Origin of the sequence: Streptococcus sp. FSL W7-1342, from assembly GCF_037966635.1 — a bacterium.
GTDB lineage: Bacteria > Bacillota > Bacilli > Lactobacillales > Streptococcaceae > Streptococcus > Streptococcus salivarius_D.
In genome coordinates this window covers 488,356-508,761 of the sequence record NZ_CP150200.1, presented here as the reverse complement: position 1 = coordinate 508,761, position 20,406 = coordinate 488,356, and the positions used below count along the sequence as shown (strand labels likewise).

Below are 20,406 nucleotides of genomic sequence, written 5' to 3'. Positions count from 1 at the left end.
AGTGTTAACCCAAGGCTCAATGCTTCTAATCCATACTCTTCAGTTCTAGCACCATATCACGGATTTGAGCCGCCAATTCAAAGTCAAGAAGTTCTGCTGCTTCGTGCATTTGTTTTTGAAGTTTCTTGATGGCTTCTTGGCGTTCTTTCTTGTTCATGGCACTGTAGTCCACAGTATCCTCTGCTACTTCTGCTTCATTAGCCTTGGTAATCGAAATAAGGTCACGAATTTCTTTCTTAATCGTTTGTGGAACAATGCCATGCTCCTTATTATAGGCCATCTGGATTTCACGACGTCGAGCTGTTTCATCCATGGCTTTTTGCATAGACTCCGTAATTTTATCCGCATACATGATAACGTGCCCTTCGCTGTTTCGGGCAGCACGTCCAATCGTTTGGATAAGTCCACGTTCGTTACGAAGGAAACCTTCCTTATCAGCATCCAAAATAGCAACCAGACTAACTTCAGGAACGTCAATCCCTTCACGGAGCAGATTAATACCGATAAGAACATCAAAGACACCCAAACGTAGGTCACGGATAATCTCAGTACGTTCCAAAGTCTTAATGTCAGAGTGCATGTATTTGACCTTGACACCCATTTCCTTGAGATAGTCAGTCAAGTCTTCAGCCATCTTCTTAGTCAAAGTGGTTACGAAGACACGCTCGCCTTTTTCAGTTCGGGCATTGATTTCACCAAGGAGGTCATCCATTTGTCCCATAGTTGGACGCACTTCGACTTCTGGATCAAGGAGCCCTGTCGGACGGATGATTTGCTCAACGACAGTCTCAGTTTGCTCCATCTCATAGTCCCCTGGAGTGGCAGACACATAGACAATCTGATGAACATGACTCTCAAATTCTTCACGTCGAAGTGGACGGTTATCAAGAGCCGATGGTAAACGGAAACCGTAATCAACCAACATCTTCTTACGAGCCTGGTCTCCGTTATACATTCCCTTAATCTGCCCCATTGTCATGTGGCTTTCATCAATCATGATGAGGAAATCTTCTGGGAAGAAATCAAGCAAGGTGAAAGGTGGCTCGCCTTCTTTACGACCATCCATATGGCGTGAGTAGTTTTCGACACCATTGGTGTAGCCCATCTCACGAAGCATTTCAACATCGTATTCTGTCCTTTGGCGGATACGTTGAGCCTCGATGAGCTTACCCTCAGCTTCAAATTGCTTAACCTGAGCTTCCATTTCTTCCATAATATTCTTGATGGCTTCTTCCATATGCTCTTCATTGGTCATAAAGTGAGTCGCCGGGAAAAGAACAAGGTGCTCAACCTCGCCGAGATTGCGTCCTGTCAAACTTTCAATCTCACAGATGCGGTCAATCTCATCACCGAAAAATTCGACACGAAAGGCATGTTCATCACGGCTAGCCGGGAAAATTTCGACTACATCACCACGTACACGGAATTTCCCACGTTGGAAATCAATGTCATTTCGCTCAAACTGGATATCAACCAGATCATTTAGCAACTTATCTCGAGAAATCTCTTGACCTGGACGAAGGCTAACCGCTGAATCGGCATATTCTTTTGGCGAACCCAAACCGTAAATACAAGAAACGGAAGCCACAACGATAACATCATTACGCTCAAGGAGGGCCGATGTCGCTGAGTGACGGAGTTTATCAATTTCATCGTTTACAGAGCTATCTTTTTCGATATAGGTATCTGATGATGGTACATAGGCCTCTGGCTGATAGAAATCATAGTAGGAAACGAAGTATTCCACAGCATTGTCTGGGAAGAACTCCTTGAACTCTCCATAAAGCTGACCTGCCAAAGTTTTATTGTGGGCGATAACCAAGGTTGGTTTATTGACGCGCTGGATGACCTGACTCATGGTATAGGTCTTACCTGTCCCTGTCGCCCCCTTTAGAATTTGAGCCTTCTCACCACCTTCAATATTATCCACCAAGGCTTCGATGGCCTGAGGTTGATCCCCAGAAGGTTCATATTTAGAAACCAAATGGAATTGATTATCTTCTTTTCTATCTATCATTCTTTTTCCTTTCATTTATGTAATCATTCATCTCTTGGTCGGAGAAAAATTCTCCTTCTGCGATAGGAATGTGAATCATTTTTGTCTCAGCAACGTATTTTCGCTTTTTTCGTGTCTGAAAACCAAGTTTTTTATCATATTTCAAGGCCCTTTTACTATCATTGAAAAAAATGTATAAAACTCTATATCTCTTTCTTTCCCAAGACCTTATATTTCCGAAATCATCGATACGTTTTAGAATATAGTATATAGTCGACGAGTGTTTGGCATCATCCATTGGCGTTGACCAATCCTTCATAACCAAGTCAATTTCAGACAGCGGAATCTCAAAGGTTACTCGTCCACATAACCTTCCATAATAAATAAAGGTATCATTGTTAATTTCCAAAATTTTTTTATGACCTTTAAGTCTCACAATACCGTCAACTAAATTAGTCAGAGCATGAAGAAATATTAGCAAAATGAAGAAGGCAACACAGTTATCTACAAAGTTCCCAAAACGATAATCATCTAAAAGAAACCAGCAGAATAGACCGGTGGAAGCGACAAGAAATATAAGTCCATAGACAATTTGGACACAAATCATACCTCGCTCAAGTCTAACTCTCATCTCTTCCCCTTTTCCAAACTTTCTTCTATTTTAACACAGAAGTAAAAAGACCGAGTCTTTGAACTCAGCCTTAAAAGTTTTCTTTTTTCAATTGTAGACGAAGGATAATAATCCCTACCAAGAGAACGAGACAGGTAACGATATTCCCTTCTAGACCAAAGGCTCCACCTGATAACCAATCAGGCAAGCCTGACCTGGCCTGAAAGTGCAATAAGCTACCGCCTGCATTCTGCCCACTAACTGCCACGCCAACTATATTCCCTTGCGCAAAGTTCCAAGCACCGTGAAGGGCAGCGACACCCCAGATATTATCTGTCTTGAGCATGTAAAGAGCCAAAAGAACTCCTACTAGAACAATACTGATTAGAGACAAGGCGGTAACACCCTGGTTTCCTAGGTGTAATATTGAAAAGAAAGAACTTGAAATAGCAATTCCCCAGGAAAGGTTCAATTTATTAGTCACCGTCTGAAGTAACCATCCACGTGTCACCAGTTCCTCGGTTCCACCTTGGATAAACCAGAAAGGGATTAGGGATAGTATGTATAAGAGGGTTCTCTGAGAAAAGTCTACTTTTACAAATTCTAACCCTCCAAGTAAATAAGTCCCAAGGAAACTAACTAACAAGAGCAGGGTTCCCAATCCCCAGCCCTTAAGCAGGTTCAACCAAATATGACCCTTGAAGAATCCCAGTGTACGAATGGGACGTTTTTCAACAACTTTAACCCAGAAAAAGATAGCTAAGGCAGTAAAGGCAAAGGCTCCCAACTGAAAATACAAGGTTGAAAATATTTTATAGTAAATCGAATGTATATCCTGGAACTGAATGTTGCCATTTAATACTAAGAACGAAAGAACAATAGCCATTGGAATTCCCACAACAATCCCTGATAGAAATCCACTTATAAGGAAATAACCCAAGGCAATAAAACAGGACAGCATAATCATCAGCCAACTTGGAACTTTATCATATCGGCTAGTATATTTCTCAAGCATACGTTTCTTCATTTTTCAGCTCCTGTAACAAATCTTACATGTATTCGATTACAGTGTAACTAATTGACACAAGCTTGTCAACTTCTTCTCAGATAGCTCTCATAGCTAACGAACCTTGTTACATTTCCTAACATCAAACTCCAAGAAGTTTGATAACAAGACCTTTTTTTGATAGAATAGGAAGGTATTTTATAAAGGAGACTTTTTATAATGAAGAAAAAACTTCTGACACTCTTCTTGAGTGCCATGTCAGTTTTCTTTGTTTTCGGAGTTAAGGTATCTGCTGAAACAATTTCAGTCGTTTCAGACACAGCCTATGCCCCATTTGAATTCAAAGATTCTGATCAGACCTACAAAGGTATCGACGTTGATATCATCAACGAAGTTGCCAAACGTAAAAATTGGGATGTTAACCAAACCTTCCCTGGTTTCGATGCAGCTGTTAACGCTGTTCAATCAGGCCAAGCAGACGCCCTAATGGCCGGTACTACTGTTACCGATGCACGTAAGAAGGTCTTCACTTTCTCAGACACTTATTACGACACTTCAATTGTTATCTATACACGTAGCAGCGACAAAGTCAGCGACTACAAACAATTGAAGGGTAAAACAGTCGGTGTTAAAAACGGTACCGCTGCTCAAACTTGGCTTGATAAAAACGCTAGCAAATATGGTTTTACAGTTAAAACTTTTGACACTAGCGACTTGATGAACAATAGCTTGGATTCTGGTTCTGTTGACGCAGCTATGGACGACACACCAGTTGTTAAATACGCTATTGGTCAAGGAAAAGACTATGCTATCAACATTAAGCCTGAATCTATCGGTAGCTTCGCTTTCGCTGTTAAAAAAGGCGGAAAACACGAAAATCTTATCAAAGACTTCAACGAAGCTCTTAAGGAAATGAAGAAAGACGGCACCTACGACAAAATCATGAACAAATGGTTGGGTGACTCAGAAAAATCTTCTTCATCAAAACCTTCAGCAGATCTTAAATTGACTGGTGATGCTAATGCAAAAGCCACTCCTGCTAAGGAAACCTACACTATCTCAATGGACTCATCTTTTGCTCCATTCGAATACCAAAATGGTTCAGGTAAATATGTAGGTATCGATGTTGATATCATCAATGCTATTGCTAAAAACCAAGGCTTCAATGTCAAATTGACAAACCCTGGTTTCGATGCATCACTTAATGCTGTACAATCTAGCCAAGCTGATGCCGTATTGGCTGGTATGACCATCACTGATGCTCGTAAACAAATCTTTGACTTTTCTGATCCTTACTACACATCAAACATTCGTTTGGCTGTAGCTAAAGGAAGTAAGGTTAAATCTTACAAGGATCTTAAAGGTAAGACTGTAGGAGCTAAAAACGGTACGTCATCTTACTCATGGTTGGAAGACCACGCTGGTGAATATGGCTTTACTGTTCGTGCTTACGATGAAGCTTCTACTATGTATGACAGCTTGAACTCTGGTTCAATCGATGCTCTTATGGATGATGAAGCCGTTCTTCTATACGCTATCCAACAAGGACGTAACTTTACAACACCAATTGAAGGTATTGCTACTGGTGAAGTCGGATTTGCTGTTAAAAAAGGCACTAACCCTGAGTTGATTGAGATGTTCAACAATGGTTTGGCTGCTATCGTTAAAGATGGTACTTACGATAAGATTATCAATAAATACCTTGATAGCAACAAATCAAAAGAAGGAAGCTCAAAAAAAGCTACCGATGAAACAACCATCGTAGGCTTGATTAAAAACAACTACAAACAACTTCTCCAAGGTCTTGGAATTACCCTTGGATTGACCCTTCTTTCATTTGCTATTGCCATGATTATCGGTGTTATCTTCGGTATGATGGCAGTTGCACCAAACAAGACACTCCGCGTGATTTCTCAAGTCTTTGTTGACGTGGTTCGTGGTATCCCATTGATGATTGTTGCAGCCTTCATCTACTGGGGTATTCCTAACTTGATTGAAAATATCACTGGTCACCAATCACCAATCAATGACTTTGTGGCAGCGACAATTGCCCTCTCACTTAACGGTGGTGCTTACATTGCCGAAATTGTACGTGGTGGTATCGAAGCTGTTCCTATTGGTCAGATGGAAGCCAGTCGAAGCTTGGGTGTCCCTTACAATACAACAATGCGTAAGGTTATCTTGCCACAGGCGGTTCGCTTGATGTTGCCAAACTTCATCAACCAATTTGTTATCTCATTGAAAGATACGACTATCGTATCAGCTATCGGTTTGGTTGAACTCTTCCAAACTGGTAAAATCATCATTGCTCGTAACTACCAATCATTCCGTATGTATGCAATCTTGGCCATCCTTTACTTGGTCATCATCACATGCTTGACGAAATTGGCTAAACGACTAGAAAAGAGACTTAAATAATGGCTGAATTGAAAATCGATGTGCAGGACTTGCACAAATCATACGGCGACAATGAAGTCCTTAAAGGTATTGACGCCAAATTCTACGAAGGTGACGTTGTATGTATCATCGGTCCTTCAGGTTCAGGTAAATCAACCTTCCTTCGTACGCTTAACCTACTTGAAACAGTGACATCTGGTAAAGTAGTCGTTGATGGCTATGAATTATCAGATTCTAAGACAAATCTTGACAAAGCCCGTGAAAATATCGGAATGGTCTTCCAACATTTCAACCTTTTCCCACATATGACAGTCCTTGAAAACGTGACATTTGCACCTGTTGAACTCGGACGTATGAACAAGGAAGAAGCTGATAAATTAGCTATGGATCTTCTTGATCGTGTGGGACTTGCTGACAAGGCAGATGCAATGCCAGATAGCCTATCAGGTGGACAAAAACAACGTGTGGCAATTGCCCGTGGTTTGGCAATGAATCCTGATATCATGCTCTTTGATGAACCGACTTCTGCCCTTGACCCTGAGATGGTCGGAGACGTTCTTAACGTTATGAAAGAATTGGCAGAGCAAGGTATGACCATGATTATCGTTACTCACGAAATGGGATTTGCCCGTCAAGTTGCCAACCGAGTAATCTTTACTGCGGACGGTGAGTTCCTCGAAGATGGTACTCCAGATCAAATCTTTGATAACCCACAACACCCACGTTTGAAAGAATTCTTGGACAAGGTTCTAAACGCCTAATTATCAAAACAGTTACTCTTGCTAGAGTAGCTGTTTTTGATTGCTATTTTGAATAAGAAAAACAGAGCAAGTGCTAGACTTGCTCTGTTCAGATTGAAGACAAAGTCCTCAGAAGTTATACTTCTGGGGATTTTTCTTGCTTTGAAGGAGTATAATAAAAGAAAAAGGTATTTGATGAGGTGTTCCTATGTTTCACAAAGAAAATCCTGAATACAATCGACGTCAAGTAGGATTCTATACGCTTGATGAACTTGTGCCTAAAGACCATTTTCTAAGAAAAGTCGAGGAAACGATTGATTTCTCTTTTATTTATGATCTTGTCGAAGATAGTTATTCCTCGGATAATGGTCGCCCTAGTCTAGACCCTGTTTTATTAGTTAAAATTCCGTTGATTCAATGTTTTTATGGCATTCGTTCTATGCGCCAAACCATTAAAGATATTGAGGTGAATACGGCTTACCGTTGGTTTCTTGGCTTATCTCTGGACGATAAGGTGCCTCATTTTACAACTTACGGTAAGAACTATAGCCGACGCTTTGAAAACAAGGAAGTGTTAGCACACATTTTTAGTCATGTGCTTCATCATGTTTTGGAAGCAGGGCTCATTGATCCCTCAGAAATCTTCATTGATGGGACCCATATCAAGGCAGCTGCTAATAATCATAAGTACAAAACTGTTGTTATTGATCAAAAAGCTAAATTCATGAGTGAACAACTGGAGATTGAGATTAATTTAGATAGGAAAAAACACGCAAAAAAGTTCTTAAAGCCCGCCAAAAAAGGCGAGGCTAAACCTAAGAAACAATCAACGACAGACCCAGACAGTGGTTGGTTTCATAAGGGGGAACATAAGGAAGTCTTCGCTTACAATGCTCAAGTAGCTTGTGATAAACACGGCTGGGCCTTAGCTTATACGGTTGAAGCAGGAAACATCCATGATAGTCAGGCTTTCTCTGCTCTTTTTGTCAAACTAGAACCATTCTCACCTGAATTCATTATTGCGGATTCAGGCTATAAAACACCTAGTATTGCCAAGTTTCTTCTAGAAAAAGGGATTACACCAGTTTTCCCTTACACTAGACCAAGAGGTAAGAAAGATTTTTTACGTCCAAAAGACTTTGTCTATGACGAGCATTTTGATTGTTATCTTTGTCCAGAGAACCATGTATTAACTTATCGTACAACCACACGTGAAGGTTATCGAGAGTATAAAAGTAATCCTAAAATTTGTAAGACCTGTCCCTTGTTAGCGATTTGTACTGAAAGTCGCCAGCACCAAAAAGTTGTTGTGCGTCATATTTGGAAAGATGCCCTAGAAGTCTGTGAAGATATTCGCCATCAAAGTGGTATGAAAGAACGGTATCAACACCGGAAAGAAACGATAGAACGGTTATTCGGAACAGCTAAAGAATATCATAACTTACGTTATACCAGAGAAAAAGGAAAGTCCAAAATGGAAGCTAAGGTTGGGCTTACTTTAGCGTGTCTAAATATCAAAAAATTGGTAAAAATGATGACAGGAAAGACCTATAATTTTACCCAAATATCTCAATATTATTGGATTATAGGAGAATTAGGTAAGAATATAAAAAAGACAAACATCAAAAACGATGTTTGTCTTCATTCTGAACAGAGCAAGTGCTAGACTTGCTCTGTTTCTTCATTTAGTTCAGGGTGTTTTGCTGCTTCTTCCCTTGCCAAGCGTTCACGCTCAAGACGGAGTTTTCGGTTAGGATTTAAGCGCGTAAAGAGTTCTTCAAGTTTCTTTGGATTCCAAACATCGGCCGCAGAAACAAAATTTCCATCTTTATCCCTGAAGGATATCGGTTTATCTCCCATTGTAAACCTCTTATTTCAATATTTTTATATTTCGCCAACTTCACACAGTTAGTGAGGTTGCTTTTCAGGCTGCCATAGCGATTGGCGTAGACCATCTTCTGCTTCAGCACTTAGAGAGTCTTGCTCGGTTACGACACGGAGCAAAGTCGGTCGATTATACCGACTTTACGTAGTTAGTGAGGTTGATAGGCAGTCCGCCATAGCGGCTGCCGTAGACTATCTTGTGCTTCAACACTTAGAGAGTCTTACTCGGTTACGACACGAAGGAAAGTCGGTCGATTTTACCGACTTTACGCAGTTAGTGAGGTTGATAGGCAGTCCGCCATAGCGGATGCCGTAGACTATCTTGTGCTTCAGCACTTAGAGAGTCTTTCAACGTCAATCAACAAACTCAAACTCGAAGTTACCGATACGAACGATGTCGCCATCCTTAGCACCACGTTCACGAAGCGCTTCATCAACTCCCATACCACGTAATTGACGTGCAAATTTCATGATAGATTCGTCACGTTCCATGTTAGTCATGACAAAGAGTTTTTCAAGTTTCTCACCAGAAAGTACCCATGAGGCATCGTCGTCACGGTTAATTTCAAATGGACGTTCATCCTCGTTAAAGCCGTAGTAAACTTCTTCTTGTTCCATATCGTCTTCGCTATAAAGCAAGAATTCATCAGTCTCATCAAGCAACTCTGCAGTTGCTTCCAAGAGATTTTCCAAACCTTGGTGAGCCAAACTTGAAATTGGGAAAATTTGTGGCAACTCATCAAATTCATCATAGTTAGCAGCCAACTTCTCCTTAAACTCTTTCAAGTTTTCCTCAGCCCCGGGCATGTCCATCTTATTAGCCACAATAATTTGTGGACGTTCCATCAAGCGAAGATTGTAAGTTTCCAACTCTTTGTTAATTTGAAGATAATCCTCGTAAGGATCACGCCCTTCACTTGCTGACATATCAATCACATGAAGGATAACACGTGTACGCTCAATGTGGCGAAGGAACTGTGTTCCCAAACCAACACCCTGGCTAGCCCCCTCAATCAATCCTGGAAGGTCAGCCATGGCAAAGCTCTCACCTGACTTGGTACGAACCATCCCCAAGTTAGGAACAATTGTCGTAAAGTGATAGGCACCAATCTTTGGTTTTGCTGCGGTTACCACACTGAGGATTGTTGATTTACCAACAGATGGGAAACCAACCAAACCAACATCCGCCAAAATCTTCAATTCCAATTGAAGTTCACGTTCTTCTCCTGGCTCACCATTTTCAGCGATTTCAGGAGCAGGGTTACGAGGTGTCGCAAAACGGATATTTCCACGTCCACCACGTCCACCGTGAGCAATGACAAACTCTTGGCCATCCTCAACCATATCAGTAATAACCTTGCCTGTCTCAGCATCACGAACTGTCGTACCAGGCGGGATGCTAACGATGAGGTCTTCAGCACCTCGACCGTGCATTCCCTTGGTCATCCCTTTTTCGCCATTCTTAGCCTTGAATTTACGATTATAACGGAAATCCATAAGGGTACGTAAGCCTTCGTCAACCTTGAAAATGACTGAGCCACCCTTACCACCGTCACCGCCCCAAGGACCGCCATTGGGTACATATTTCTCACGACGGAAGGCAACCATCCCGTCACCACCACGACCAGCTTTGACACTAATCTTGGCTGTATCTAAAAACATACTCATCTATATTTCTCTCTTTCTGATTTGTATGCCATGTACAAATTCAATCACAAACGAAAGAATTTCCGACATACACAAAAAAACGCTTGATAGCGTCTTAAAGGACAGCTGCGACTGCTTGGAAAATCAATGCCCCAACTGTTACTAATAGCATAATCAAAACGACCAATACTGTTAGACGTTCAAAAAATGATTTCTTACGTGGTCCGTTATCTCCAAATGCCACTTGAATTTACCTCGTTTTTTCTTCTATTATTTCACAATAATAGTAACAAAAATCTGCCTATTTCGCAACTCTTAGACTAGCTTAAGCCAAAGGAATTCCAAAAACCGTTAAAGCTTCCAACTCCTCCTCGGTCAAACGTCGCCAAGCACCGACTTCTAAATCATTGGGCAGGCTTAAAGGCCCCATACTTAGGCGTTGTAACTCTGTCACTTCCTTACCACAAGCAGCTACCATACGCTTAACCTGATGAAATTTCCCTTCAGCAATGGTAATCTGAACCAAGCTAGTCCCAACAGCCCTATCTACGGATACAATTTCTAGTTTAGCTGGTTGGCAAGTGTGATCTTTGAGTTCAATCCCTTTTTCAAAAGCCAGAATATCCTCCTGCTCCATGATTCCATCCACCTTAGCCTGATAAATCTTATCAACATGTTTCTTTGGAGACAGCATAGCGTGAGCTAAATCGCCATTATTTGTCAAAAGCAGGAGACCGTGAGTATCAATATCCAAACGACCAACAGGAAAGACCTGCTTATGTCGTGCTGTATCATCCAGTAAATCAAGTACTGTCTTGTGACGGGCATCCTCCGTCGCTGAAATAACACCCTGAGGCTTATTTAACAGATAGTAAACAAAGGTCTCGTGTGTTAATGCTTGACCTTGAAAAGCAATCTGGTCTTGATTCTCATCAATCTGAGTCTTGGGCGACGTCTCCACCTGACCATTTACGGTTACTTGCTTCTTTTTGAGAAAGGTCTTGACTTGACTGCGACTACCAACACCACAATCAACCCAAAACTTATCCAGACGCATCTATACTTCCTCCTTTATTGGAATCCAAACTTCCATTTCATAATCTTCAGCCTGACGATTCCCTGGTGGATAAACCTCTACAGTTGGCTGATCAATCATTTCAAAATGTTTCTTAGCATAATGAAAACTCTCCCAAACAGCTGCTGTTGCAGGCCCTCTAAGTTTAAAAACCGCATAAGTAGCTGGTGCAAGAGCAATCATTTCCATACTATCATCCTCACCAGCCAAGGCCGTTACATAAGTCTTGCGACTGCCATCATTGATTCGAATACCATAGGTAGGAACAGCCAAATCATCTTGTTCTGCCAAAAAGGGTACCCAAAGAAAGTCTGTCGGCTTACCTAGTTCCTCGCCCTCAAAAGCCATCCCTGAAAAACTCAAAAATCCCTTTCGAACAACCTTCACATCATAACGAACGGTTACTAAATCCAACTTTTGAATCACCTTTTTCAGTTTCGTAAGCTCGACTGGAACCTCATCTGCTAAGACATAGGAAATTTTTTCCACAAATGCTTCTTTTTCAGCATTACCAGAACCTATAGGAACCAAGATCCAATCTTCTGCTGCAACACTTTGATCTTCACAAAGGTAGGTAAAGTGCTTTCCTCCTTCGTTAAAAGACACATCAGCTAAACGAAAAAGGGGCTCAGGCAAATCGACAACCACCATCTCAAGCCCCTTTGCTTGAAACAAGAGCTCTTGATCCCTTAAACGCACTTTCATAGCCAAGCTATCACTATCAATAGAAAAGCTGTTATCCAAGTCCATTACAGACTGAAAGAAGGCCTGGTGTAACCCTGAAAAAGTCCAGACAGCATGCCAACGACACATCATCTCATAATCATCAACGGTCACAAGAAGAGAGAGCTCCTGTTGGTCTGACGCATAAGAATAGGCTTGAACGCTCAATTGGTCTGGTGTCAGGTATTCATTAACAAAGACCGCAAAGTCATCCATGGTTTGAAAATCTGACATAAACGCTCCTTTTCTATTTCTCGACCGACCCTGTCACATACATGGTAAATGTAGCCCTTGTAAGGATTTTCTCTTCCTGATTAGTAATGACAACTTCCACCACCTTAGTCGTCTTACCATTATGAACACACAGGCCTTCAATCTTGAGTTGGTCAGACAAATGCCCTGCCTTGAGATAATTGATATTAGACTGAAGCGTCACCGCATAGTCACCTGTTGAAATGGCTACAAGCCCTGCGACCTGATCACAAAGCGTAAACAAATAGCCCCCGTGAGCATTACCAAAATAATTCAGGGACTTCTCGACTGCTTTAGTTGTCACGATGACATGTCCCGTCTCAAATAGTTCTTCTTGAAAATTCTCAAACACACGGATTTCATGTAGTTTGTCTTGCATAGCAAGCCCTCCTATTGTTGCTCATTCCACACCTAGTGAAATGACACGTCTTTATCTACTAGTATAACACGAAGTTCATAAAGGATAGTAAGCTTATTTGGCTAAGCTAATATCAACCTGAATATCTTCACGAAAAAGCTTCTTCACTCGGCAAAAATTATCCACAAAAGCCAAGAGTTCTTGCTCATTTTCCAAAATCAAATCCTCAGGTAAATGAATGGCAAGGGTGAAATGGTCTTCTTCATAGTTGGAATCAATTTGAATAGCAAGCTCCTCGATTCCCTGATATTTGGCAAAATAACTCTGTAGACACATGGTCACACAGGAAGCCAAGGCAATATTCACCAAACTCATCGGTGTTTCCCCATCTTCCGTATAGCCAAAAAGTTCCACAGGTGCTCCGTAACCTTCTGAAAGCGAATGGAAACGTTTGTCACCTTTAATTGTTGTTTGATACATCATGCCACCTCAATCTTTTTTTATTATTATAACAAAGAGAGCCTTAAGGACCGAGCTGAACGCTTTGAAATATCTAGCAAAAGAAGAAAAAGCGTAAGAGCTTTTAGCTCTTATTTTCCAATAGATTAGCCTTGTACAACACGGATATTACCGAGGGATTACAGTTGATTAAAAATAACTGGAAGCGCTTTTAAAATTTCATTTTTTCATTTAAAATGAATTTACTAAGGAAAAAGGGAGACTATTATGAAAACATTTTCTAAATTAACTTTAGCCTCTGTCTCAGTTCTTGCCTTGTTGACCTTAGCAGCATGTGGCAACTCTAAAGACAAAACTGACTCGTCATCTTCAACAACATCATCAAGCAAGGTGACCAAAGAATCTTCTTCAACTGATTCAAGTGCTTCAGTAAAAGTCAACAAAGACGGATCAACTGAGGTCAGCGATGGAAACGGTAACTCAGCAAAAACAAACGGCAATAATACTGTCGAAGCCAACGATAGCGAAGGTAACAGTGCAACAGTTGGCCAAGATGGTTCAGTCGAAGTTAACAGCCAAGACGGTACCAATGTCAAAGTTGGTTCAGACGGAACTGTCTCAATTGGTAACTAATAAGATAAGATAGGCTAGCTAATCTGCTAGTCTATTTTTTAGGTTCAGATTGATGTAAACGCTTCCTGAAAGTGCTATAATAGGCGTGGAAATCCAAATTCAGGAGGTGAGACAATGAAAAATAAAATCATCTTAGGATGCTTAGCTGCAGCGACCTGTGAGATTCTCTTTGGGCTCAGTTTTATCTTTACCAAATCTATTACAGCACAGGTCAGTGACCTGGCTTTAATCTCTTGGCGCTTTGTCACCGCCTTCCTTTTTATCAACCTCTATTTCCTATTCAGCCGACGTCGGCTAAAAATTAACGGTAGAAATCTTAAACCCCTGACACGTATTGCCATCCTCAATCCGATAATCTATTTTATCTGTGAAACCATTGGCATTCGTATGACGACGGCTTCTGAAAGTGGAGCCTTTCTTGCCTGCATCCCAGTCGTTGCCCTTATCATGTCTAGCCTTATTTTAAAAGAATGGCCCAGCCGTTGGCAGGTGGTCGGTGTCATCACAACCCTCATCGGTATCATCATAGCTGTCTTTGCTGCTGGCGGCTCTACCCACTTCTCCTTGGTGGGCTACTTGATTCTAGGTCTAGCAGTCGTCTCCTACGCCCTCTATTGCGTTGATGTCGAAAGAGCCAGTCAATTCAGTAGCCTTGAGATTACCTACTTTATGCTTGCCAGTGGTTGCCTGACATTTGGACTCTTTGCACTCAGCCAAGGCTTTCTAGCAGGTGATTTGAAAGAGCTCTTGCTTCTCCCTGTGAGCAATCCAAAATTCACTATCACTATCCTTTATCAAGGCTTGGGATGCAGTGTTCTGGGCTATCTGCTATCAAATTTTGCCATCGCAAATATCGGGGTCAACCGAACAGCATCCTTTATTGGGATTTCGACCATTATCTCAATTCTAGCTGCTGTTGTCGTCTTAGGAGAACCCTTCTCGCAACTACAAATTTTTGCAGGCATTTTAGTCGTCCTGGGCGTCTATGTAGCCAATAAAACCTAAAACTCTCGGGAATTAATCTTCCGAGAGTTTTTTAGTCTTAATCAAGCTCTGTTTGAATCAAAACAACGAGTTCTTCCTCATTAGGAATACTGCTTACCGCAGTCGGCTCTGGTAAAGGCTTATCTTCATACCCTTTAATAATATGTGATAAAAACACAGATGCTTTCGTCATAGCAAGAGGCAAAGAATCTGCCCTAATGCTACGACCAAAGTCAGGAAAACTAATTTGATAACCTTCCTCAATCGTGTGAAAAATCGCTGGATATTCGTATAACATGTCTCTTCCCCCATTTCAATACTAGACTCCTCTATGATAGGATGAGTTTGAGGAGAAGTCAACCAAAAATCGTTACAAAGAGAGGGTGAAACCATTCGAAACAAGGCAGCAAAGTTAAAATAAGGCTGAGTCCGTATTCAACTTGAGAAAGTGGCACCGAATCGGTGCTTTTTGGGTATACAAATAGTCCTTTGGATGATTCCAAAGGACTATTTATATATCTACTATTTCTTAACCTCATCCAAAATCTCGATTACCTTATACAAGTCTGGTTCTGTGATTTGGTAGGGAGCTTGTTCACGAACAATTGGTTTGGCACAAAAGGCGATGCCGATACCAGCTGTCTTAATCATAGGTAAATCATTGGCACCGTCACCCATTGCAATGGTTTGCGAGAGTTCGAGACCATTTTCTGCTGCCCAATCTTTGAGTTTGGCTACCTTGACATCTTTGGTAACAATCTCACCATAAACCTTACCAGTTAAGACACCATCAACCACCTCTAGGTGATTAGCCTTGACATAATCAATTCCTGCTTCAGCTGCTAGTCTATCCACAGTCTCATGGAAGCCTCCAGAAACCAAGCCTACCTTAAAGCCACGGGCGTGAAGTTTATCCACAAGTTTCTTGGCTCCTTTGTTGAAATGAATACGAGCATAGACCTTATCAAATATACTCTCTGGCAATCCCTTGAGGGTCGCTACACGCTCATTTAAGGCCTGTCTAAAATCCAATTCTCCACGCATGGCACGCTCTGTGATTTCAGCAACTTCTTGACCAACGCCTGCTTCTTCACCCAATAAATCGATAACTTCTTCTTGGACTAGCGTTGAATCTACGTCCATAACTAATAAACCTTTAACTTCTGACATAATTACCTCGATTCTTTGATGCCTATCTAAGCCTTCACTAGATTTAATTTTAATATGAAATGAAAAACGGACCTTACAAAAAATTCTGGACCCTAGTCCAGAATCTTTCTCTTACATACGAATTTGTTCGCGTGTCTTCTCGTAAGATGATACAAAACGATCTGTCACACCTGGTTCAACTGTTTCCAAGGCATAAGAGATTTCTTCCAAAGATGCATCATAATCATGATCAACTTCAAACAATTTAAGTGCATGCTCAAAGCTACTTTGAACAGCAGGTTCGAACGAACGGTAGCGATTTGAGTATTGCAAGAGTTGCTCAGTCAAGGTTGCATTTTGAACCACCAAGTAGGCAGTTTCTTCCAAATGATCAATGGCATTTTTAGATGTTTCTGTCAAACGCATGACCGCATCGATATTGATACGTCCACGGCTGAGTTCATCCATAAGGGCCTCAATTTGAGCACTTGTTGAGAAGAAGACACTCAAGAAGGATTGAGGAATACCTGGCAGGTTACGTTTTTCCATGTAACGCTTGATAACATGCAATTTATTAACATAAATATCAAGCTCTTCACGTGCCTTAGCTTCGTTTTTCTCAATAGCCTGAAGATTTTCAAAGACCTCAACCTGACCATTTTCAACAGCAGACAAGGTATTGAGACTCTTTTCAAAGATCTTTTCAAGTTCTGAGAAAGGCTTCACCTGAGCTTCAAAGTTTTCAAGGGTTGGAAGCACAGCTGTCTCCACACCTGAGATATCAGATGCAAAGCTACGAACATCTGCCGCATAAGTTTCATCGAAGATATAAGTCAACATGAGACGCTCAAGCTCTTCTTGAAGTTTTTTGTTGTTTTCTTTAGCGTGTTTAAGATAGTCTGGCAAGATTTTCTTATGACGCATAACAACCTTGTATGAGGCAATTTCACGTTCGAAAATACTATACAAGTTGTTGATTTTATCTTGAATCTCAACGTTTTCTTCTTCCGCACGGTCCAAATCAAGAGAAACCAATTCACTTGAGTTAGAACGGATAGCTTCACGAATTTCTTGGAAGCGACGTTCGATATTTTTTTCAGGGAAGTGATAATTTTGCTCAATCAACTTGCGATAGCCAGATTCCAAATCATCTAACTGATCTGGGAAATCATCCTCCAACTTAGCTACAATCGCAGGAATCTTCTCTGAAATTTGACCCAATGCAATAGTGTGTTCTTCTGCACGATCCAAAATACTTGATGCCTCAATAGGGTCACCTGATGAGTTAAGCGTCACGAATTCTGCAAACTCAGCTTCAATGTTTTTAAGCTGTTTATTGATTTCGGTCATGGTAGAACCGAAATTATCAGAGTTTTCCTCGATTGAGTTTTGCAACTCTTCGTACAAGTCTAATGCATGCTTAACGCGAGCACTGTTCTTTTCTTCTTGTTCTTTCAAGGTTGAGAGCGCTTCGCGAATAGACTTGATGTCTTCTTCCACAAGATCCAACTGACTCTCAATGTTATTGATTTCACCACTAGCCTTGAAGAAATGGAAAGTATCATTCATATTTTCAGCTTCGAAAATATGATTCTCAATATCTGTAAATGAGTTTGTTGAGATATCTACCCATTTCTGATTCCATTCACGGAAGGTTGTTTGACTTTGTCCAATCAAGTGAAGCTTTTTGACTTCTTCAATTTCTTCATTAACTGGCAAGTCAAACAAGCTTTGCTTGCGCTCTTCAAGCTCTGCAATCCGCGAATCATTTCGTTTTCTAATAAGAATACCGATTAAGTAAGCGATAATTACGAGTATAACTACCACTACAATCAGTAAAACAATTCCGCTAGACATAGTTTCTCCTTAATCGTCTATTATGTTCATAAATGTAGAATAACATTACGATTATATCATAGTTATCCTAGCATTGCATCCTTTTTTAAAAGAATATTAGATATCTAGAGTACTGTAAACGGCATTTTCTTCGATAAATTCGCGGCGAGGTTCAACCTTGTCTCCCATCAGCATATCGAAAATCTTATCTGCCTCCGCAGCATCGTCCACAGAAACACGTGCCATCAAACGATTTTCAGGGTCCATGGTAGTTTCCCAAAGTTGGTGGTCATCCATTTCACCCAAACCTTTATAACGTTGTACCGTAGGTTTTGAACGTCCCACACTATACTTTTCAAGTGCAGCACGCAATTTGTCTTCTTGATCTGCACCAGGTTGGATATATTCTTTAATCTCAGAACCAACCTTAACCCCATAAATTGGTGGTTGTGCAATGTAGACATAACCTGATTCCAAGACTGGACGCATAAAGCGGTAAATCAAAGTCAGAAGCAGGGTACGGATGTGAGCCCCATCGACATCGGCATCGGTCATGATTACCAACTTGTGGTAACGTGCCTTGCTGACATCGAATTCAGCTCCAAAACCTGTTCCCATAGCTGTGAAGAGAGAACGAATTTCTTCATTGGCTAGAATCTTATCCATGCTAGCCTTTTCAACGTTCAAAATCTTACCTCGAATTGGCAGAATAGCTTGGAATTCACGGTTACGACCTGATTTAGCAGAACCACCGGCTGAGTCCCCTTCGACAATGAAAAGTTCGTTCATTTCGGCATTATTCGATGAACAGTCTGCCAACTTCCCTGGAAGGTTAGAAATTTCAAGACCTGACTTCTTACGTGTCACTTCACGGGCACGCTTAGCGGCGATACGGGCCTTAGAAGCCAAAATCCCTTTTTCAACAATCTTCTTAGCAATGGCAGGATTTTCCAAGAGGAAGCGACTTAGAGCCTCACTAAAGAGACGATTGGTAATCTTTACCACTTCAGAGTTTCCAAGCTTGGTCTTGGTTTGACCTTCAAACTGTGGGTTTGGGTGCTTGACAGAGATGATAGCAGTCAACCCTTCACGAACATCATCCCCAGTCAAATTATCATCTTTTTCTTTGAGAATCTTATTCTGACGCGCATAGTCATTAATGACACGCGTTAAGGCTGTACGGAAACCTTGTTCGTGGGTACCACCTTCATGGGTGTGAATGTTGTTAGCAAAACTCATCACCGTTTCATGATAGCCAGTCGTGTATTGCATAGCAACTTCAACCGAAATACCATCCATCTCACCATCAGTGTAGATAGGTTCATCAAAGATAACATCCTTGTTTTCATTGATGTATTTCACATAAGACGTGATACCACCTTCGTAGTGATAATGTTTCTCTTGTTCGAGACCCTCACGCTTATCTGTGATAGAGATACGGAGCCCCTTGTTCAAAAAGGCTAGCTCTTGGATACGTTTAGCCAATTTTCCAAAGTCAAACTCGGTTGTTTCTTGGAAAATCTCTGGATCTGGCGTGAAGTGAACAGTCGTACCATGTTTCTCTGTTTCACCAATTACTGCTAAATCTGCTACCACGACCCCACGTTTATACTCTTGGAAGTGGATATGGCCATTTTTATAAACCTTAACATCAAGTTGTGTTGAGAGGGCATTAACGACCGAAGAACCAACCCCATGCAATCCACCAGAGACCTTATAACCGCCTCCGCCGAATTTACCACCAGCGTGAAGTACTGTAAAGACAGTTTCAACTGCAGGACGGCCAGTTTTTTCTTGGATATCGACTGGAATACCACGACCATCATCGACAACGGTGATAGAATTGTCCGGCTCAATAAAGACCTGAATATGAGTGGCGAAACCAGCCAAGGCCTCATCGATTGAGTTATCGACAATCTCCCATACCAAATGATGCAACCCTTCTTTTGAGGTTGATCCAATATACATACCTGGACGCATACGTACCGCTTCAAGACCCTCTAGGACTTGAATCTGGCTAGCATCATATTCTTGCGCTTTTTCTTCAAGATTTTTTAATTCATCAGTCATTTATGTCACAATCTCCAATAATGATTTATGGCCATCAACAAGCAAGGTATCCAGACCCGCTACTTTTCCTGCCTCTATATCTATCTGGCGGTCACCAATGACCAAGCCGTGTTTAATATCGTATTTTTTAATTAAATAAAGGAAACTATCTGGACTCGGCTTTCTAGCAAAGCCATTTTCAGAAGTTACAACCTCTGTAAAATAAGAGGCAATTTCTGCTTTGTCAAGGATTTCTAGCACCAAGTGATTACGGTGGCTAACCAAAAAATTACGCCCACCCTCAGCCACAATCTTAGCTAGGACAGCCTTAGCACCTTCAAAAAGAACAGGTTCCTGTAAATGCTTGGCTTCTTCCTGCTTATATAAGGTTCGAAAATCAGCTATATCAGGCGCAAACATGGCAATGGCAGTGCTCGTTGATACCTTAAGGGCATCATAGACTGCTTGAGGTTCTGCTGTGCGCTCAAATTGTTCTAAAGTTGCTAGAAAGGCTTGAGTTGATACCTGGTAATTATCCAACAAGGTACCACCCAAATCCCAGATATAATCTCCATAATTCATAACCTTAATTATAACATAAAAGGTCA

20 protein-coding genes are annotated in these 20,406 nt (G+C 41.2%); 5 read left to right on the top strand and 15 right to left on the bottom strand.

Translation table 11 applies throughout. The annotated features are described in order from the left end of the window. Positions 1 to 25: 25 nt before the first annotated feature. The 3 genes from uvrB to NSQ79_RS02580 form a co-directional block, all read right to left on the bottom strand. Entirely contained in the window at positions 26 to 2,017 is a 1,992-nt protein-coding gene (gene uvrB / locus NSQ79_RS02590; protein WP_021143783.1) for an excinuclease ABC subunit UvrB, read from the bottom strand. Further along, on the bottom strand, positions 2,007 to 2,627 hold the full coding sequence (locus tag NSQ79_RS02585; protein WP_118172129.1) for a hypothetical protein: 621 nt from the start codon (positions 2,625 to 2,627) through the stop codon (positions 2,007 to 2,009). The genes uvrB and NSQ79_RS02585 overlap by 11 nt, the downstream gene beginning before the upstream one ends. Positions 2,628 to 2,697: 70 nt before the next feature. Then, positions 2,698 to 3,633 carry a type II CAAX endopeptidase family protein gene (locus NSQ79_RS02580; RefSeq protein WP_002886799.1) on the bottom strand — a complete coding sequence of 312 codons (936 nt, stop codon included), beginning with the start codon at positions 3,631 to 3,633 and terminating at the stop codon, positions 2,698 to 2,700. Positions 3,634 to 3,831: 198 nt separating this feature from the next. Between NSQ79_RS02580 and NSQ79_RS02575 the strand changes: the two genes are divergently transcribed. From NSQ79_RS02575 to NSQ79_RS02565, 3 genes are all read left to right on the top strand, one after another. Further along, positions 3,832 to 6,030, top strand: a complete 2,199-nt coding sequence (locus NSQ79_RS02575; protein WP_002886798.1) for an ABC transporter substrate-binding protein/permease — start codon at positions 3,832 to 3,834, stop codon at positions 6,028 to 6,030. Then, the gene (locus NSQ79_RS02570; protein WP_002886797.1) at positions 6,030 to 6,770 is read left to right on the top strand and encodes an amino acid ABC transporter ATP-binding protein; all 741 of its coding nucleotides are present in this window, start codon (positions 6,030 to 6,032) and stop codon (positions 6,768 to 6,770) included. Before NSQ79_RS02575 ends, NSQ79_RS02570 begins: the two co-directional genes overlap by 1 nt. Before the next feature lie 187 nt (positions 6,771 to 6,957). Then, positions 6,958 to 8,415, top strand: a complete 1,458-nt coding sequence (locus NSQ79_RS02565; protein ID WP_339313799.1) for an IS1182 family transposase — start codon at positions 6,958 to 6,960, stop codon at positions 8,413 to 8,415. Here NSQ79_RS02565 and NSQ79_RS02560 read toward each other — a convergent pair. From NSQ79_RS02560 to NSQ79_RS02530, 7 genes are all read right to left on the bottom strand, one after another. After that, positions 8,412 to 8,609: a hypothetical protein gene (locus NSQ79_RS02560; protein WP_002884415.1), complete on the bottom strand. Its 198-nt coding sequence runs from the start codon at positions 8,607 to 8,609 to the stop codon at positions 8,412 to 8,414. The two genes, NSQ79_RS02565 and NSQ79_RS02560, sit on opposite strands and share 4 nt — an antisense overlap. Before the next feature lie 378 nt (positions 8,610 to 8,987). Continuing rightward, the gene (obgE, locus tag NSQ79_RS02555; protein ID WP_049528249.1) at positions 8,988 to 10,301 is read right to left on the bottom strand and encodes a GTPase ObgE; all 1,314 of its coding nucleotides are present in this window, start codon (positions 10,299 to 10,301) and stop codon (positions 8,988 to 8,990) included. Positions 10,302 to 10,395: 94 nt separating this feature from the next. Then, positions 10,396 to 10,524 carry a DUF4044 domain-containing protein gene (locus tag NSQ79_RS02550; protein ID WP_002884629.1) on the bottom strand — a complete coding sequence of 43 codons (129 nt, stop codon included), beginning with the start codon at positions 10,522 to 10,524 and terminating at the stop codon, positions 10,396 to 10,398. 81 nt (positions 10,525 to 10,605) lie between these two features. Next, positions 10,606 to 11,337 carry a pseudouridine synthase gene (locus NSQ79_RS02545; protein ID WP_164332322.1) on the bottom strand — a complete coding sequence of 244 codons (732 nt, stop codon included), beginning with the start codon at positions 11,335 to 11,337 and terminating at the stop codon, positions 10,606 to 10,608. Further along, positions 11,338 to 12,312, bottom strand: coding sequence for an effector binding domain-containing protein (locus tag NSQ79_RS02540; protein WP_061652483.1), 975 nt, complete (start codon positions 12,310 to 12,312; stop codon positions 11,338 to 11,340). 13 nt (positions 12,313 to 12,325) lie between these two features. Next, positions 12,326 to 12,709: a PaaI family thioesterase gene (locus tag NSQ79_RS02535; protein WP_164332321.1), complete on the bottom strand. Its 384-nt coding sequence runs from the start codon at positions 12,707 to 12,709 to the stop codon at positions 12,326 to 12,328. 93 nt (positions 12,710 to 12,802) lie between these two features. Continuing rightward, positions 12,803 to 13,168 carry an OsmC family protein gene (locus NSQ79_RS02530; protein ID WP_049528259.1) on the bottom strand — a complete coding sequence of 122 codons (366 nt, stop codon included), beginning with the start codon at positions 13,166 to 13,168 and terminating at the stop codon, positions 12,803 to 12,805. 246 nt (positions 13,169 to 13,414) lie between these two features. Between NSQ79_RS02530 and NSQ79_RS02525 the strand changes: the two genes are divergently transcribed. Further along, positions 13,415 to 13,780 (top strand): hypothetical protein, encoded by a 366-nt coding sequence (locus tag NSQ79_RS02525; RefSeq protein ID WP_013990188.1) that lies wholly within the window; start codon positions 13,415 to 13,417, stop codon positions 13,778 to 13,780. Positions 13,781 to 13,894: 114 nt separating this feature from the next. Continuing rightward, a complete protein-coding gene (locus NSQ79_RS02520) occupies positions 13,895 to 14,785 on the top strand; it encodes a DMT family transporter (protein WP_045772204.1) in 891 nt (296 codons plus the stop codon). 37 nt (positions 14,786 to 14,822) lie between these two features. Here the strand turns inward: NSQ79_RS02520 and NSQ79_RS02515 are convergent, their stop codons facing one another. The 5 genes from NSQ79_RS02515 to NSQ79_RS02495 form a co-directional block, all read right to left on the bottom strand. Beyond that, entirely contained in the window at positions 14,823 to 15,062 is a 240-nt protein-coding gene (locus NSQ79_RS02515) for a hypothetical protein (protein WP_013990186.1), read from the bottom strand. Between the two features lie 224 nt (positions 15,063 to 15,286). Beyond that, positions 15,287 to 15,934, bottom strand: coding sequence for a phosphoserine phosphatase SerB (gene serB, locus NSQ79_RS02510; RefSeq protein WP_049528266.1), 648 nt, complete (start codon positions 15,932 to 15,934; stop codon positions 15,287 to 15,289). A 111-nt stretch (positions 15,935 to 16,045) separates the two neighbouring features. After that, complete coding sequence (gene ezrA, locus NSQ79_RS02505; RefSeq protein ID WP_002886788.1) at positions 16,046 to 17,770, bottom strand: septation ring formation regulator EzrA; 1,725 nt, start codon at positions 17,768 to 17,770, stop codon at positions 16,046 to 16,048. 96 nt (positions 17,771 to 17,866) lie between these two features. Next, positions 17,867 to 19,819: a DNA topoisomerase (ATP-hydrolyzing) subunit B gene (gyrB, locus tag NSQ79_RS02500; RefSeq protein ID WP_002886787.1), complete on the bottom strand. Its 1,953-nt coding sequence runs from the start codon at positions 19,817 to 19,819 to the stop codon at positions 17,867 to 17,869. Then, on the bottom strand, positions 19,820 to 20,380 hold the full coding sequence (locus NSQ79_RS02495; protein ID WP_164332320.1) for an HAD-IA family hydrolase: 561 nt from the start codon (positions 20,378 to 20,380) through the stop codon (positions 19,820 to 19,822). Positions 20,381 to 20,406: the final 26 nt, after the last annotated feature.

Bases quoted from the DNA above. Each gene is read 5' to 3' on its own strand.
- ezrA (WP_002886788.1), bottom strand. From the start codon at position 17,770: ATGTCTAGCGGAATTGTTTTACTGATTGTAGTGGTAGTTATACTCGTA.
- NSQ79_RS02570 (WP_002886797.1), top strand. From the start codon at position 6,030: ATGGCTGAATTGAAAATCGATGTGCAGGACTTGCACAAATCATACGGC.
- NSQ79_RS02565 (WP_339313799.1), top strand. From the start codon at position 6,958: ATGTTTCACAAAGAAAATCCTGAATACAATCGACGTCAAGTAGGATTC.
- NSQ79_RS02560 (WP_002884415.1), bottom strand. From the start codon at position 8,609: ATGGGAGATAAACCGATATCCTTCAGGGATAAAGATGGAAATTTTGTT.
- NSQ79_RS02515 (WP_013990186.1), bottom strand. From the start codon at position 15,062: ATGTTATACGAATATCCAGCGATTTTTCACACGATTGAGGAAGGTTAT.
- NSQ79_RS02540 (WP_061652483.1), bottom strand. From the start codon at position 12,312: ATGTCAGATTTTCAAACCATGGATGACTTTGCGGTCTTTGTTAATGAA.
- NSQ79_RS02545 (WP_164332322.1), bottom strand. From the start codon at position 11,337: ATGCGTCTGGATAAGTTTTGGGTTGATTGTGGTGTTGGTAGTCGCAGT.
- NSQ79_RS02495 (WP_164332320.1), bottom strand. From the start codon at position 20,380: ATGAATTATGGAGATTATATCTGGGATTTGGGTGGTACCTTGTTGGAT.
- NSQ79_RS02580 (WP_002886799.1), bottom strand. From the start codon at position 3,633: ATGAAGAAACGTATGCTTGAGAAATATACTAGCCGATATGATAAAGTT.
- gyrB (WP_002886787.1), bottom strand. From the start codon at position 19,819: ATGACTGATGAATTAAAAAATCTTGAAGAAAAAGCGCAAGAATATGAT.
- NSQ79_RS02525 (WP_013990188.1), top strand. From the start codon at position 13,415: ATGAAAACATTTTCTAAATTAACTTTAGCCTCTGTCTCAGTTCTTGCC.
- NSQ79_RS02520 (WP_045772204.1), top strand. From the start codon at position 13,895: ATGAAAAATAAAATCATCTTAGGATGCTTAGCTGCAGCGACCTGTGAG.
- NSQ79_RS02575 (WP_002886798.1), top strand. From the start codon at position 3,832: ATGAAGAAAAAACTTCTGACACTCTTCTTGAGTGCCATGTCAGTTTTC.
- obgE (WP_049528249.1), bottom strand. From the start codon at position 10,301: ATGAGTATGTTTTTAGATACAGCCAAGATTAGTGTCAAAGCTGGTCGT.
- uvrB (WP_021143783.1), bottom strand. From the start codon at position 2,017: ATGATAGATAGAAAAGAAGATAATCAATTCCATTTGGTTTCTAAATAT.
- serB (WP_049528266.1), bottom strand. From the start codon at position 15,934: ATGTCAGAAGTTAAAGGTTTATTAGTTATGGACGTAGATTCAACGCTA.
- NSQ79_RS02530 (WP_049528259.1), bottom strand. From the start codon at position 13,168: ATGTATCAAACAACAATTAAAGGTGACAAACGTTTCCATTCGCTTTCA.
- NSQ79_RS02585 (WP_118172129.1), bottom strand. From the start codon at position 2,627: ATGAGAGTTAGACTTGAGCGAGGTATGATTTGTGTCCAAATTGTCTAT.
- NSQ79_RS02535 (WP_164332321.1), bottom strand. From the start codon at position 12,709: ATGCAAGACAAACTACATGAAATCCGTGTGTTTGAGAATTTTCAAGAA.